Annotated in this window: 15 protein-coding genes; 5 read left to right on the forward strand and 10 right to left on the reverse strand. The window is 57.3% G+C overall.

The features are described 5' to 3' along the window. Positions 1-136: 136 nt before the first annotated feature. Positions 137-2,254: a ferrous iron transport protein B gene (gene feoB, locus E0486_RS11095; protein ID WP_131852248.1), complete on the forward strand. Its 2,118-nt coding sequence runs from the start codon at positions 137-139 to the stop codon at positions 2,252-2,254. Here the strand turns inward: feoB and E0486_RS11100 are convergent, their stop codons facing one another. Further along, positions 2,255-3,556, reverse strand: coding sequence for an amidohydrolase (locus tag E0486_RS11100; RefSeq protein ID WP_131852249.1), 1,302 nt, complete (start codon positions 3,554-3,556; stop codon positions 2,255-2,257). 53 nt (positions 3,557-3,609) lie between these two features. Between E0486_RS11100 and chrA the strand changes: the two genes are divergently transcribed. Beyond that, positions 3,610-4,854: a chromate efflux transporter gene (gene chrA / locus E0486_RS11105; protein WP_131852250.1), complete on the forward strand. Its 1,245-nt coding sequence runs from the start codon at positions 3,610-3,612 to the stop codon at positions 4,852-4,854. Between the two features lie 543 nt (positions 4,855-5,397). Here the strand turns inward: chrA and nadD are convergent. Together nadD and E0486_RS11115 are read right to left on the reverse strand one after the other, a co-directional pair. Next, positions 5,398-6,000: a nicotinate (nicotinamide) nucleotide adenylyltransferase gene (gene nadD / locus E0486_RS11110; RefSeq protein ID WP_131852251.1), complete on the reverse strand. Its 603-nt coding sequence runs from the start codon at positions 5,998-6,000 to the stop codon at positions 5,398-5,400. Positions 6,001-6,003: 3 nt separating this feature from the next. Further along, complete coding sequence (locus E0486_RS11115; RefSeq protein ID WP_131852252.1) at positions 6,004-6,228, reverse strand: FeoA family protein; 225 nt, start codon at positions 6,226-6,228, stop codon at positions 6,004-6,006. 52 nt (positions 6,229-6,280) lie between these two features. On the opposite strand from E0486_RS11115, the gene ybeY reads away from it, so the two are divergent. Together ybeY and mnmG are read left to right on the forward strand one after the other, a co-directional pair. Further along, complete coding sequence (gene ybeY / locus E0486_RS11120; protein WP_131852253.1) at positions 6,281-6,730, forward strand: rRNA maturation RNase YbeY; 450 nt, start codon at positions 6,281-6,283, stop codon at positions 6,728-6,730. An 83-nt stretch (positions 6,731-6,813) separates the two neighbouring features. After that, the gene (gene mnmG / locus E0486_RS11125) at positions 6,814-8,676 is read left to right on the forward strand and encodes a tRNA uridine-5-carboxymethylaminomethyl(34) synthesis enzyme MnmG (protein WP_131852254.1); all 1,863 of its coding nucleotides are present in this window, start codon (positions 6,814-6,816) and stop codon (positions 8,674-8,676) included. A 36-nt stretch (positions 8,677-8,712) separates the two neighbouring features. On the opposite strand, the gene E0486_RS11130 is transcribed toward mnmG, so the two are convergent. After that, positions 8,713-10,941, reverse strand: a complete 2,229-nt coding sequence (locus E0486_RS11130) for a helix-turn-helix domain-containing protein (protein ID WP_131852255.1) — start codon at positions 10,939-10,941, stop codon at positions 8,713-8,715. 79 nt (positions 10,942-11,020) lie between these two features. Continuing rightward, entirely contained in the window at positions 11,021-11,368 is a 348-nt protein-coding gene (locus E0486_RS11135; RefSeq protein ID WP_131852256.1) for a single-stranded DNA-binding protein, read from the reverse strand. Between the two features lie 140 nt (positions 11,369-11,508). Here E0486_RS11135 and E0486_RS11140 point away from each other — a divergent pair, with 140 nt between their 5' ends. After that, positions 11,509-11,898, forward strand: a complete 390-nt coding sequence (locus E0486_RS11140) for a hypothetical protein (RefSeq protein WP_131852257.1) — start codon at positions 11,509-11,511, stop codon at positions 11,896-11,898. A gap of 90 nt (positions 11,899-11,988) precedes the next feature. On the opposite strand, the gene E0486_RS11145 is transcribed toward E0486_RS11140, so the two are convergent. From E0486_RS11145 to E0486_RS11165, 5 genes are all read right to left on the reverse strand, one after another. After that, entirely contained in the window at positions 11,989-12,348 is a 360-nt protein-coding gene (locus E0486_RS11145) for a lipocalin-like domain-containing protein (RefSeq protein ID WP_165917292.1), read from the reverse strand. A 43-nt stretch (positions 12,349-12,391) separates the two neighbouring features. Beyond that, positions 12,392-13,063, reverse strand: coding sequence for a phosphoribosylanthranilate isomerase (locus E0486_RS11150; RefSeq protein WP_131852259.1), 672 nt, complete (start codon positions 13,061-13,063; stop codon positions 12,392-12,394). Between the two features lie 93 nt (positions 13,064-13,156). Then, positions 13,157-13,492, reverse strand: coding sequence for a type II toxin-antitoxin system HicB family antitoxin (locus E0486_RS11155; RefSeq protein WP_131852260.1), 336 nt, complete (start codon positions 13,490-13,492; stop codon positions 13,157-13,159). Positions 13,493-13,825: 333 nt separating this feature from the next. Continuing rightward, positions 13,826-14,305 (reverse strand): hypothetical protein, encoded by a 480-nt coding sequence (locus E0486_RS11160; RefSeq protein WP_131852261.1) that lies wholly within the window; start codon positions 14,303-14,305, stop codon positions 13,826-13,828. Positions 14,306-14,480: 175 nt separating this feature from the next. Continuing rightward, entirely contained in the window at positions 14,481-14,696 is a 216-nt protein-coding gene (locus tag E0486_RS11165) for a hypothetical protein (RefSeq protein ID WP_131852262.1), read from the reverse strand. Between the last annotated feature and the right edge of the window lie 171 nt (positions 14,697-14,867).

A 14,867-nucleotide genomic window follows, 5' to 3' on the forward strand; every position in this document is an offset into this window, starting at 1 on the left:
ACGCATCCTGGAAGAATAAGGTTGGTAGCGGGCTGGTTACCAGGTAACTAAGGGACCCATTCCACCAATAAACCTTTGGTAAAACTCCTGAATTCGTAACCCCAGCCGCGACGGGCAGTTTAACTTTGCGCCACTCGTGGCGAAACGGACCATACATATCGCTTTAGTGGGCAACCCGAACAGCGGCAAAAGCTCGCTTTTCAACAGCCTCACCGGCCTCAACCAAAAGGTGGGCAACTTCCCGGGGGTGACCATGGAGAAGAAGACGGGCACGCTGCGTCTTTCCGAGCAATTCAGCGCCAACCTGGTAGACCTTCCCGGCACCTACAGCCTTTACCCGAAGCGCCTCGACGAATGGGTAAGCTACCGCGTACTGATCGGGCAGGATCCCGAAGTGCATCCCGATGTGTTCGTGGTGGTGGTCGACGCTTCCAACCTGAAACGCAATCTCCTGTTCTGCACCCAGATCATCGACCTGAAAAAGCCGGTGGTGCTGGCCCTCACGATGGTGGATCTCGCCCGCCGCAAAGGCATCGAGATCAACCTGGCCGAAATGGAGCGGGAACTCGGCGTACCCATCATTGCCGTTAACCCGCGCAAGGGCAAAGGCATCCCGCAGCTGAAGAAAGCGATGGAGCTGACAGCCACGCAGGTGTATAAAGTTCCCGCCCGCGATTTCATCGACCACCGCGAGCTGGCCGGCGCCGCCATCAGCGACGTGCAGGCCCTGCTGCCCGAGGTGAGTGATTATTCGGCCATCCATTACCTGATTAACCACGAGCATTTCGACCTGCCGCAGCCGATCCAGGACAACATCGAAAGCATCGAGGAGCGGCACCAGTTCAACCACACCCGTACGCAGGCCAGCGAGATCATGCAGCGCTACACACGTATCAAGCATGTGATGCAGGCCTCCGTATCCGAGCCCGACCCGAAGCAGCAAACGCTGTTCACCGACCGGCTTGATAACCTGTTGCTGCACCGCAAGTGGGGCTACCTCATTTTGCTGGCGGTACTCTTCTTGTTATTTCAATCTGTATTTCTACTGGCCCAGTACCCGATGGACTGGATCGATTCCGGCTTTGCGGCCGCCAGCGGCTGGTTGTCGAACGTGCTGCCCGACGGCTGGTTCAGCGACCTGCTGATCAACGGTGTGGTGGCGGGCCTCGGGGGCATCCTGGTGTTCGTACCGCAGATCATGATCCTCTTCGGGCTCATCACGCTATTGGAAGACACGGGTTATATGGCGCGCATTTCTTTTCTTACCGACCGCCTCATGCGCAGTGTTGGCCTGAATGGTAAAAGTGTAATGCCGCTGATCTCCGGCTTTGCCTGCGCCGTGCCCGCGATCATGAGTGCCCGCGCCATTGAGAACCGGAAGGAACGCCTGCTCACCATTCTGGTCACCCCGCTGATCTCCTGCTCCGCGCGCCTTCCGGTGTACGTGATCCTTATCGGGCTGGTCATCCCGAATACCTATTACATCGGTTTCGTAAGCCTGCAGGGCCTGGTGATGATGGGACTGTATTTACTGGGGCTCCTGATGGCGCTGTTCGTGTCGTGGGTAGCCAAGCAGTTCATCCGCATCAACGAGAAGAGCTTCTTTATCCTCGAGTTGCCCATTTACCGCGCGCCCCGCTGGAAGAACGTAGGCACCACGATGGTGCAAAAGGCCCGTGTGTTTGTCACCGAGGCCGGCCGCGTGATCATGATCATCAGCCTGGCGCTCTGGGCACTCAGCACCTTCGGACCTTCGAAGCGAATGGATGCTGTGGAAGCGCAACGCGCACAGGCGGTGAAAGAAAACAAATTGTCGGCCGAAGATATCCAGACAGCCTACCGTGCGTCGAAGCTGGAGGCGTCGTATGCCGGCATACTCGGCCAGGCCATCGAGCCGGCCATTAAGCCGCTCGGCTACGACTGGCGCATCGGCATTTCCCTCATTACTTCGTTTGCCGCGCGCGAAGTGTTTGTGGGCACAATGGCCACGCTGTATAGTGTGGGTGAAAACGATGAAGGCCAACGCCTCAGCCAAAAGCTGCGTGACGCGAAGAAGGAGGACGGCACACCGCTGTTCACGCTCGCCACGGGCGTGTCGCTCATGATCTTTTATGTGTTCGCCATGCAGTGTATGAGCACGCTCGCTGTAGTGCGTCGTGAAACCAAATCCTGGAAGTGGCCGCTCATTCAGTTTACCTATATGACGGCCATCGCGTATGTCATGAGTTTTATCGCCTACCAGATCTTCAGCTGATTATTTTTTCTTGGCCGCGGCTGCCAGGTAATCCGTTACCATATAGCAAAACGCTTTGATGCCGGTTTTGAACCCGCTTTCATCCAGGTAAAAGTCCGGGGTATGGTGCGCTGCCGTCGACTTCGGATCGGCGTCTTTTGGCATTCCGCCAACGTACAAAAAAAGCGAAGGCACTTTGTCTCCGAAAAAGGAAAAGTCCTCCGCGCCCGTTACAGCTTCCATCAACTGCACGTTGGCCGCGGCTTTGCGGAGCGATGGCAACATTTGCTCGGTCAGTTTCGGATCGTTGTACGTCACCAGGGTTTTGTGTTCGAAGGTCACAGTGGCCGTTGCCCCCGACGCTTCGGCAATGTGTTCGGCGGTGCGGGTCACGCGCTGCAGCACATCCTGCTGCATCAACTTGTCCAGCGTGCGGATGGTGCCGCTCAGCACCACCTGCTCTGGAATGATGTTCTCGCGCACGCCGGCCTGTACCATGGTAGTGGAGATGACGACCGCGTTTTTCGTCAGCTCCGACTGTCGGCTTACGATTGTTTGCAGCCCATTGATGATCTGTGCGCCGATCACCACGGGATCGATCCCCATCCAGGGTTGGGCGCCGTGCGACTGCTTTCCTTTGATGGTAATGTGAAACCAATCGGCCGCGGCCATCATTCCTTCGGCACGATAGCGAATCGTGCCCACGGGTGTTTGTGCGTTGATGTGCAGACCAAACAAGGCATCCACCTTCGGGTTGTCCAACACACCTTCTTTGATCATAAGGGCAGCGCCGCCTTCTTCGCCGGCAGGTGCTCCTTCCTCCGATGGCTGGAAAATGAATTTCACCGTTCCGGGAAGGTCTTTCTTCAAGGGCGCGAGCACATCGGCTACGGCCAGCAACATCGCTACGTGGCTGTCGTGGCCACAGGCGTGCATCACGCCTACTTCCTGGCCATTGTATTGCGTACGTACTTTCGAGGCGAAGGGTACATCGGTTCGCTCGGTCACCGGGAGGCCATCCATGTCGGCGCGCAGGCCAACGACTGCGCCGGGCTTGCCACCGCGCAGGATTCCGACCACACCAGTATGGGCCACGCCTTCCTGCACGTCAAAGCCAAGCGCGCGCAAATGATCCGCGATCAGTTTGGCGGTGCGGCTTTCGCGGTTGCCGAGTTCGGGCGCCGCATGTAGGTCGCGTCGCCAGGCAATGCACTGGGGCTCGATGCGATCGGCGCCTCTTTCGATTGAAGAAGCAAAGCGATCCTGTGCGGAAGTGGTCACGGTGGAGAGCAGAAGCAAAGGCAGGATGATGGAGCGCGTCATGTGAGCATTTGTATGGGAAAGATACTTAGGCCTTTTCGTTAATTTAGCCCCTCATGTTGCTGCGCCATATACCTTTTCTTAAATCGGTGTTCCTGCATGCCCTTACGGCGGTGGGTGGACCGCAGGCCCATATGGCGATGATGCTGAAAACCTTTGTGCGGCAAACGCCCTACGTGACGGAAGAGGAGCTGCTCGAATACAATGCATTTTGCAACCTGTTGCCCGGGGCTTCGTCTACCCAAACGTTGACGCTGATCGGGTACAAGCGGGGAGGAGTGGTGCTGGCGGTGCTGACGCTGCTGGTTTGGATAGCCCCGGCCTGCATCCTGATGGGTGCTTTATCATTCTTGCTTCCGCACCTCGATCGGCGCTCAATGCACACCGATATTTTCCGCTACATACCGGCGATGGCTATCGGCTTCCTGGCCTATGCCTCGGTGGCCGTGTTCAACAAGTCGGTGCGTAATACTATCACCTGGATCATCATGCTGTTGTGCACCGTGGTCACCTACTCGTTTTTCCAGTACCCCTGGATCTTCCCGGCGCTGATCCTGTTGAGCGGTGCGGCGACCAATTTGAGCCGCAAGCGTATTCCGCAACGGGAGGTGAAGCCGCGAAAGATCAAGTGGTGGAACATATGGTTGTTTGCGATCATATTTATGTTTGCCGGTGTGCTCAGTGAGTCGGCCCGAACCAACAACTGGCCCGACCGGAAACCTATTAATCTTTTTGAGAATATGTACCGGATGGGCAGCTTTGTGTTCGGCGGCGGTCACGTGCTGATGCCCCTGATGTACGAGCAGTTCTCCGTGCGGCCCAACGACACGCTGGTGCGGGCCAACAATCCCAACGCGATCCGGATCGACAAAGAGGAGATGATGACGGGTATCGGCCTGGTGCGCGCTATGCCCGGACCGGTGTTCTCTATCGGTTCATTCACCGGCGGTATGGCGCTGCGCAACGAAGGGCCTTGGCACCAGGTGCTGGGCTGCGTCATCGGCACGGTCGCCATCTTTCTGCCCAGTGCGTTACTGGTGCTGTTCTTTTTCCCGATCTGGACAAACCTAAAAAAGTACGCGGCCATTTATCGCTCCCTCGAAGGGATCAATGCCGCCGTAGTGGGTATTATGATCGCGGCTACATTCTACATCGCGCGCGACGTGGCAATGTTCGACGGCCATAGCCGGAGCCTCCTCAACATCGCGGTGATCGTCGCTACGTTTTTGTTGCTGCAGTTCACCCGCGTCATCTCCCCGGTGCTCGTTGCCGGCTGCCTGCTGCTTGGCTATTTCGCATAGGCCACCTCGTTAGCGGGTACCAACCGCTTGCTGCAGGTGTCCAGCCGTTTTCGCCAAGCCCTATTTCTTTCGAAAAACTTACAGGTGCCTTCGGGATTCAATAAAAGCCTTTATAAGATGTTGTTACTGCCTTTCGGCTAGCGGATACTGGTGCTAAGAAGTTGTCGGTGCCTGTCCCGAACGAAGGAGGCATTCCTAACTTTTTATAGGTGCCTATCCCGTTCGATGGAAGTCTTCCTAAGATGTTTTTACTGCCTGTCCTGTTCGAAGCAACCACTTACAAAAAGTTGGGAGTGCCGTTTTCTACGGAAAAGGTCTTCCCAAGATGTTTTTGGTCCCCGGAACGTATGCGACAGGCCTTCCAAAGATGTTTTCACGATTTGCGAGCTTGGGCGAATCCAGAAGGTAGGCTTCGGGGAAGGCTAGGGGCGTCTGCCTAATGATAAACCGGCTCCCTTCAACAGGTTGGGTTAGCCGAAATGCTGCCTTGGAAGAATACCCCTTTCTGCTTTAGGACGGTCAGTGCCTGGAGACCATTCCGGTCTACGTGCCCCCTTTGGGGGACAGGGGGCCGGGAGTGGTATAGAACCGGCTGGCCGCGATTTCATCGGCCACTACTTCAGGCACCAGGTAGCGGATCGACTTGCCGGCTTGCACCAGTTTCCGGATATGCGTTGCCGATATCTCCAACAAGGGCGCCTGCAGCAGTTGTACCTCCGCTCCGAGGGTATCCGTCACCGGGAAGCCGGGGCGCAGGTAGACCAGGATCGGGTAGTGGCGGATAATGGCTTCCGGGTTCTTCCAGTTATTGAGGTTCTGGAATGAGTCCGAGCCCATGATGATCTTGAAGCGGTGGGTGGGATACTTCTCGGAAAGATGCGCCAGGGTAAAGGCGCTGTAAGATGGGCGGGGGAGGCCAAACTCCACGTCGGAGGCGCGGAGCCGGTCGTCTCCCTCAATTGCTTTCTGAACAAGGTGCAGGCGGTCGTATTCGTTGAGGAGGCTGGCAGAAGGCTTGAAGGGATTCTGCGGGGACACAACAAACCAGACTTTGTCCAGCCCGCCTTCATTCAGCACGTGCGAGGCAATGATAAGGTGGCCGGTATGAATAGGGTTGAAGGAACCGAAGTAAAGGCCGATGTTCATGGCTTATTGTTCAACGATGATTTCCTGGGCTTCGTTGCGGCGCAGGCTGAGGGAATAGCCAGCGACTTTGATCGAGATCGGGTCGCCGAGGGGGGCCACCTGCTCTACTACTACTTCCTCGCCCGGGATGCAACCCATCTCCATCAGTTTCAGTTCAAGCTCTGAGCTGCTGAAGCTGTGGATGAGGCCGCGTTGGCCCTGGCGGAGTTCAGATAAGCGTTTCGTCATGAGAGGACAAAGCTAAGGCAGGTATTGGGTGCGCTTTCCCGAATTTTGGGTCATGAACTCCTCTGCCATTCACTTTCACTACACGGATCAGCGCTTCCACTTCACCAAACGTACCGAACTGAAGGCTTTCCTGCTGAAGTTAGCCAAGGCAGAGGGGCAGAAGGTGGGTGGGATCAATTACATCTTCTGTTCCGATGCCTATTTGCTGGAGATAAACCAGCAGCACCTCAACCACGATACCTATACGGACATCATAACCTTCCCGTACAATGCTCCGGGTGCGCCCATTGAATCGGACATCTATATCAGTATCGATCGCGTTCGGGAGAATGCTCAAAACTTCGCGGTTCCCTTTGCCGCTGAGCTCTACCGGGTCATGTTTCATGGTTTATTACATCTCTGCGGGTATAAAGACAAGTCAAAGGTGGAACAGGCCAAAATGCGCGAGCGGGAGGATTACTGGTTGAAGCGCTACACCGGTTCCACGTGGAACAAGGGATGAGCAGGGTGTGGCGCTATGGCCCAGTTCCACGTGGAACGCTTTTAACAGGTGGCGCCCGCCCGTTTCGGTAATTTTGCACCCTTATGTTTCCTGTTTACGACGTCATTGTAGTAGGCGCGGGGCACGCCGGCTGTGAGGCCGCCGCCGCTGCAGCCAACCTTGGTTCAAAGGTGCTCCTGGTTACCATGAACATGCAGACTATTGCACAAATGAGCTGCAACCCGGCCATGGGCGGTATTGCGAAAGGCCAGATTGTGCGTGAAGTGGACGCTTTGGGGGGCTACTCGGGTATAGTCTCCGATGCTTCCATGATCCAGTTCCGCATGCTCAATCGATCCAAGGGGCCTGCCATGTGGAGCCCCCGCACGCAGAATGACCGCATGTTGTTCGCCCAGAAGTGGCGGGAGATGCTCGAAGAGACCCCGAACGTCGACTTCTACCAGGATATGGTGCGTGAGCTGATCGTAGAAGGAGGCACCGTAGCCGGTGTTGTCACGGGTATGGGGCACAGCATCCGCGCCCGGGCCGTGGTGCTCACCAACGGAACCTTCCTGAATGGGGTGATCCACATAGGGGAGAAGCGCCTCGGCGGAGGCCGGGTGGCCGAGCGTGCTGCCGAAGGCATTACCGAGCAGTTGGTGAGCCTGGGCTTTGAAAGCGACCGGCTGAAAACGGGCACCCCGCCCCGTGTAGACGGTCGTTCCCTCGACTACAGCAAGATGGAAGAGCAGAAAGGCGATGACGAGATTGTCGGCTTTTCCTACCTGGATACGCCCAAGCCTAAGGAACAACGCAGTTGCTGGGTCACATATACCAGCAACGAGGTGCACGATATCCTGAAGTCCGGCTTTGACCGCAGCCCTATGTACACCGGCCGCATTGAAGGAACCGGTCCCCGCTACTGCCCGAGCATTGAAGACAAGATCAACCGCTTTGCCGAGCGCGACCGCCACCAACTCTTTGTAGAGCCCGAAGGCTGGAATACCGCCGAGATCTATGTGAATGGCTTCTCCACCTCCCTGCCGGAAGAAGTGCAGCACGATGCCCTGCGCCGTGTGGCCGGCTTCGAGAATGTGCGGTTCTTCCGTCCCGGTTATGCCATCGAATACGACTACTTCCCGCCTACACAGCTCCAATACAGCCTGGAAACGAAAGGCCTGAACAACCTGTTCTTCGCTGGGCAGATTAACGGAACGACCGGTTACGAAGAGGCGGCCTGCCAGGGATTAATGGCCGGTATCAACGCCCACCTGAAAGTGCGCGGTGAAGCGCCGCTCATCCTGAAGCGTAGCGAAGCTTACATCGGGGTGCTGATCGACGACCTGATCTCCAAAGGCACGCAGGAGCCCTACCGGATGTTTACTTCGCGCGCCGAATTCCGTACGCTGCTGCGGCAGGACAATGCCGACCTGCGCCTGACCGAGCTCAGCTACCGGCTTGGCCTGGCCAGCGAAGAGCGGATGCAGAAAGTTCTGCGCAAACGCGCCGATGTGGATGCCATCAAGGAATACATGGGTGCCACACAACTGGAGCCGGCAGAGATCAACCCGTTCTTCGAGTCCATCAGCAGTGCGCCGATTACCGAAAAGCAGAAGCTCGAAAAAATCATCCTGCGCCCGGGGGTGCAACTCGACGCCCTTCAGCAGGTGGTGCCGCGCATAGGGACAGAGCTCCAGGTTTATGGAGTTGAAAGCCGCGAACAAGCGGAGATCCAGGTGAAGTACCAGGTCTATATCGATAAAGAGCGGGAACTGGTGGCGCGTATGAGCCAGATGGAAACACTCGCCATTCCCGAGCAGTTTGACTACCACCGCATCCAGTCATTGGGTATCGAAGCCCGCGAAAAACTCAGCAAAGTGCGCCCACAAACGCTGGGACAAGCAAGCCGCATCTCGGGTATCAACCCCAGCGACATCCAGATCCTGATGGTATTTATGGGTCGATAGATAAAAGCTGAACCTGATAAAAAATAAGCGCCTTGATCAGGCGCTTATTTTTTGAGCGAATATGCGGTGGTTGAGCACGGCTCTTATTTCACCGAATGTATACTCGTCGCCCAGCTTATTCTTGATGAGCCCCAAGCTCTCGGTGCCCACCTCGTCCATGACCTTCAGGATGTTCTTCACTTTCTCTTCTTCAACCACTTCAGTAATGGCCAGGCGCCCGTCACGGACAAACTGGGCCAAGTGGCTTTCCACGGTGCTGATGGCAAGGTTGCGCACGGTAGCGATCTCGTCGATGCTTTTGCCGGCGCGGAACAGGTCGAACGTGATTTCCTGGCTGGCGCCTTTCTCGGTCTTCCCCTTCGTTTCTTTCGCCTCCTTTTTAACCGGCCCGGCCTCCGCGGGGTTCAGGGACTGGTAACGGGCAAAATCGTGGAAGAAGCGCAGCTCACCGTAGGAAGCCGTCATCAGCCGTTGTAGCTGCTGCCAGATGAATCCTTCCAACGTACGCAGGTCTTCCTTGTATTTCTTGACGCGTGTATTATAAGATAAATCTTTAATGTGAGCTTGGAGCGGTTGCAGCAGGTGCTCGGCGATGAAGCCCGCGAAATAGGCCACGGCTTTCTCCATCCGCTCCTGCAGCGCCGTCGTGTCGCCGCTGCGCAGCATGTCCTCACAAATGCGGCCGAGCTGCATCTGGTACTTGCGCGCGGTTTCCGCGCCCAGCTTGGCTTTCAAGACCATTTCCCGCCCCAATACGAGCGTTGCGGGAACGTCGGGAAGCTTCTTTTCCGGCACCGATTCCACCCATTCGTGGATGTAATACACGAGCTTGTGCCAGTCGAACAGCTTCAGCAGGTCGGCGGCCCAGCATTGGTATTTTTCCTGCTCCAGGCGGGTGTAAAGCGCCTCCTCCTCCGGTTCATTCTGTGCGTACGCCAGCACCCGCGCATCAGTGGCGATGGCGTTGGGATAAATGCGTGAACGGAGCACCATACCGTCGAGGGCGGTGCAGCGGCTCAGCGCCACGTATACCTGGCCCGGGGCAAAGGAGGCACCGGCGTCGATCACGGCGCGCTCGAAGGTGAGGCCCTGGCTTTTGTGAACGGTGATTGCCCAGGCCAGCCGCACCGGGTATTGCTTGAAAGAGCCCAGCTCTTCCTCGTTGATGTCGTCGGCCTCCCGGTCGTAGGTGTACTTAATATTCTTCCAGGTTTCTTTCTCCAGCTTCAGGTCGGCAGAGCCGTCATTGAACGACACGGTGATCTCGTCTTTGAAAATCCGTTTCACCGTAGCGAGCTTGCCGTTGAAATACCGCTTCTCCGGGTCGTTCTTTACGAACATCACCTGGGCACCTTCCTTCAGCTGCAGCTCCTTGTCGGTAGGCAGCGACTTCTCATTGAAGTCCCCCTTGACCTCGGCCGAAAACGTATGCAAGGTTCCTTTCAACTGTTGCAGCGCGGCGCCGTTTATGGCGTCGGCTTTTCGGTTGTGCGTGGTGATGGTAATGTAGTGCTGGTCCTCGCGCGGCTCAAACTGCGGTTGGTAGCGCTCGTTGAGCGCCTGCAGGTCCTGCGCGGTGGCCACGTTGTTGCGGATGCGGTTGAGGATGTCGATAAACACCTGCTCATTCTGGCGGTAGATCTTTTTCAGTTCCACGTAGAGCGGTTGCGCTTCCTTGAGGGCCTGCGCGCTGAAAAAGAAAGGGCTTTCGTAGTACTGCTGCAGGATCGACCATTCCTCGCCCTGCACCACGGGCGGGAGCTGGAAGAGGTCGCCGATGTACAGCACCTGCACACCCCCGAAGGGCAGATTGTTGCGCCGGAAGTGCCGCAGGATCGCATCGATGGCGTCCAGCATGTCGCAGCGCATCATACTTACTTCGTCGATGATCAGGAGCTCGAGCTGTTCGAGGATCTCGCGCTTGTCTTTACCAAAGCGGATGTTCTTGAACAGGCTGTGCCGGTCCGTTACTTCCACGCTGGTAGCCTGCCCCGTGCGGTGAAAGGAGCCGGGCACATAAGCGCCGAAGGGCAACTGGAAAAACGAGTGCATCGTTACGCCGCCGGCGTTGATGGCAGCTACGCCCGTAGGGGCTACCACCACGGTTTGCTTGCGCGTGTGCTGCACCACGTGACGCAGGAAGGTGGTCTTACCCGTACCGGCCTTACCGGTCAGGAAGAGGTGCTGCGTGGTGTGGTTCACCAGGTCGAGGGCGAGCTGGAATAAGGTATTGGAGGGGTCTTTTGCCTGCATGTCGGTACCCATAAAATTACGAAAAGGGCCCGGCCCGGTAACGTTAAAAAGCCGCTGCAACGAGGCGCTGCAGCGGGCTTTTGGCCACTCCCTACTTCACGGTTTCCTTCTTTCCCAGGAGCAGCACTTCGTTGGCCACCACTTCGGTGACGTACTTCTTCTGTCCTTCCTTGTCGGTGTAGCTGCGGTTGTTGAGGCGCCCCTCGATCACCACTTCCCGTCCTTTGGCCAGGTGCTTCTCCACCGTGTCGGCGAGCTTGCCCCAGGCCACCACGTTGTGCCACTGCGTTTCCTTTACGGATTCGCCTTGGGCGTTGCGGTAGCTTTCATTGGTGGCCATACTGAAGGAGGCTTTCTTTTTTCCGCCCTCATAGGTGCGGATCTCGGGGTCCTGGCCCAGGTTGCCGATCAACTGGACGCGGTTGCTGAGTGCATACATAGGTCAACGATTTTGTGGTGTAAAAATGCACGCAGCCTGGTGGGATAACCGTCTGTTAACCGTTTTTTCCCGGATATAAATGGGTAAAACACTTTGCTGGCGCAACGGGGTCTGCGGAGCTTTGGGAAAAGTCATTACCTATGCTTTCCACCACTACCAGCAACTGCCGCCACTGTGGCGAGCCGCTGCGCGGCCGCAGCGACAAAAAATTTTGCGACGACGGCTGCCGCAACGCCTTCAACAACGAACAAAACTCGGGACGTTATGCACTGGTGCGGCGCGTCAATGCCGTATTGCTGCGCAACCGGCGGATCCTGGCGGCGCTCGTCGGCGCCGGCGAAACGACCAAGGTGTCGCGCGAAGACCTGCTGCTGCACGGCTTCCAGTTTCGCTACAGCACGCACCAGTATGTCAACGGGCGCGGCGCGACCTATCATTTCTGTTATGAATACGGATGGCTGGAACTCAACCCCGAACGCTACCTGCTCGTGCGCCGCAAAGAAACCGGCGTCCATTTGTTGGAGCAATGAACGGCGCCAGGAGAAGACATGCTGCTATTGCCCTGCGACCTTAGTGCAGCGCAGGACCAGATCAGCCTCGTGCCGATCGTGCTGGAGTGATTACTTCCGCAGCAGGGTCATCGTTTCCGAAACGCCCGCGCGGTTCATGTCGAACACCAGGCTGTCGGCGGTGAGCTTCACGATCTTCACCATGATGTCCTGCCCACCGGCCGGCGTTGTATAGAGATTGTTGTCGTCGAGTTTATACAGGCCTTTTTCCTGCTGCCCCGAATTGGTATAGGTATAGTTGCCGTTGGCATCGAACGTGAAGGTGATGGCCGAGGCATCCTGCCCGAACGGTTGACCATCGCGCAGCCAGGAAGCGCCGCGCCAGTTGCCCTCGATCTTTTTGGCGTTATCGGTAGTGGTGCAGGAGCCGAGCAGGAGGGTGGCGAGGATCGTGGTAAAAAAGATTTTCATACAGCCGGTTTTGCGTTTGATCGTTAACGGGAGCGGCCGTTTTTTATTGTTCGCGCAGCGCGGCCAGGAACCTGCGCACCAACGCCGCATCCTTGAGGCCCGGCACGCGCTCGAAGCGGCTGCAAAGATCCACGGCGGCGAGGTTGCCGGCGACGCTTTCGCGGGCAAACTGCCGCACGTAGTCCGCGTCGCCGGGGCCGATGCCGCCGCTGAGGATGAACGGCTTCGGGATGTCGAGACCCCGGAGGCGGTTCCAGCTGAAGCGCCGCGCGGTGGCGCCGCTGGCCAGGGCCGCGTCGCGCTCGGCGCGTGGCAGCGGCACGCCGGTGTCGAGCAGCAGCAGGTCGGTGCACGAAAAATAATCCTTGATGGTCCACAGCACATGGTCGTTCTCCACGAACCGGAAGGCTTTAATGACGTCTACATGGGGGAGGAGCTGCTCGCACTCCCAGGGCGATTCGTGGCCGTGGAGCTGCACCGCGTCGAGGCCCCATTCGTCTACCGTTTGCCGGATGTGCGCATAGGAGGCGTTGACAAACACACCGACTTTATACAGGGGTTCGCGAAAGCGGCGGACGGCCTCCGGCTGCAGGCCGAAGCGCTGCGCCTGCCGGGGGCTGGGCGGGTAAAAGATGAAGCCCGCATAACGCACGCCCAATCCGGGAAGGGCCTGCAGTTCTTCGTAGGTAGTGATGCCGCAAACTTTGACGTCCATAACGATCGCTTTTTAAGAGGTGACAGCAATCGTTGGAATCCTTTTAAAGATAGGCATAAAACGCGGTGCCCGCCCCCGGCCTTCCGCTACGCCTCAGGGGCGGAGGGCGCGCTGCAGGGCTTCCTTCACGAAGTCGTTGAGCGACTGGCCGCGCCGCGCCGCCTCCAGGGCCGCTGCGCGGTGCAGCTCCGGCGGCACCCGCACGTTGAACGAGCCCTTGTAGCTGCGGCCCGGTTGCTGGTTGCGCTGGGCGCAGGCCGCCCGGTAATTTTCAACCGCCACCCCGAAGGCTTCCTTCAGCGCCGCCACCGAGCTCCCCTGGAACGTGACCGCTTCGTCGACGCCGATCAGTTTTCCGTGAAAGAGGTCGTCGGTTCCGCTGAAATGCACTTCGGCGTGAAACTCTTTGTAGCGGAGCAGGTTGGTCATCGCACAAACCTAGTGCAACTGAAATTCAGTTGCAAGGGGCCTTTTGTGCCGCTTCACCCCGGGAATTACCCTCTGGAAAGCAATTTTTCTTTCCGGAAAGAAACTTTTCCCGCGGCGAGGGAAAAGTTTCTTCTTTTCCGGGAAATTTTTCCTCCGCGGGAAGAAAGATTTCCTCCCCGGGAAGCAATTTTTCTCTGCGGAAAGAAAAGTTTCCTCGTTGCAAAGAAACTTTTCCCGGCCCGGGAGAAAACTTTCTCCCGCGGGAGGCAATGTCGTGCTCCCAAAAGAAAAAGCGCCCTTGCGGGGCGCTTTGCAGCGGGATGTTCGAAAAGATCAGGCGTTGTCGGGCGCCGCTTTGCGTTTGCGGCCGGGATAGCGCTTGCCCATATCGGCAGCGATGCTGCGCGCCTCGGGATCGTCCTGGCGCTCCGCGGCCAGCTTTACCTGTGCATAGATGGCCAGCGCCGTTGCATAGGCTTCGCCGTTGCTCACCAGCAACAGGTCGCCGATGCCTGCCACGAGTTGCTGCAGCTGCCGGAACACCGGCGTCACGCCTTCCACGTTCGCCATGTCGTTTTCAAATTCATGGGTTTCCACAAAGGGCGGAAGGTACCGGGGCTGGCTGCGCGACAGCTCGAGCGACTTCTGGGCAAAGGGCAGGCTTTTGTCGCTCATTTTCGGAAGGGCGTCGCGCTCGGCGGGATCGATGTGAACGAAGTAGGGGCGCCATTCTTCGAGCAGCTCCTGGATCTTGCGCCGGGTTGATTCGATCAGCGTGGCCGGAACGGCCTGGAACGCTTTGTTTGTAGGCATTTTGATTTTGGTTTAAATGATGGATTGAATTCACCGTACAGAAGTACGCTACTTTTCCGACCTGCACAATCGGTATAAATACGGAATTTTTGAATGCGTCAAAACCTTATATTACCGCAACGAAAAAGCCCCCCGGCAAGTGTACGGGGGGCTTATGCGGTACAGGGGGCTGACCTCACTCGTCGTTGATCGAAGCGCGGTCGCCGCCGAGCAGCTGCTCGTTCTTACTGGTATGGTCGTAATCCTCCGCCTCCCGCTGGATCGTAGACTGCAGGCCGTCGGCCGGCGAGCTCACCGGCTGGGGCTGTACGCCACGGTCGGGGTTGCGCTCGTTCTCGTTCCAGGTCTCTTTCACGTTGTTGAGTTCTGAGCCTCTATGAATAGGTGCCATAATCTGCTGATTTAGAACATAAGGGTCCCACAAACTATGCCCTTCCCCAGAAAGGGGTGTCCTTTTTACCGAAGCCTTAACCCTTGTTGACGATTGTTGTTTTACAACGCTTAGAATCTGCCCCGTGCAGCACAGAAATGGCTCCCGCGTAGATCTCAAAAGAAAGCCCCG

Origin of the sequence: Flaviaesturariibacter aridisoli (genome assembly GCF_004343705.1) — a bacterium.
GTDB lineage: Bacteria > Bacteroidota > Bacteroidia > Chitinophagales > Chitinophagaceae > Flavisolibacter > Flavisolibacter aridisoli.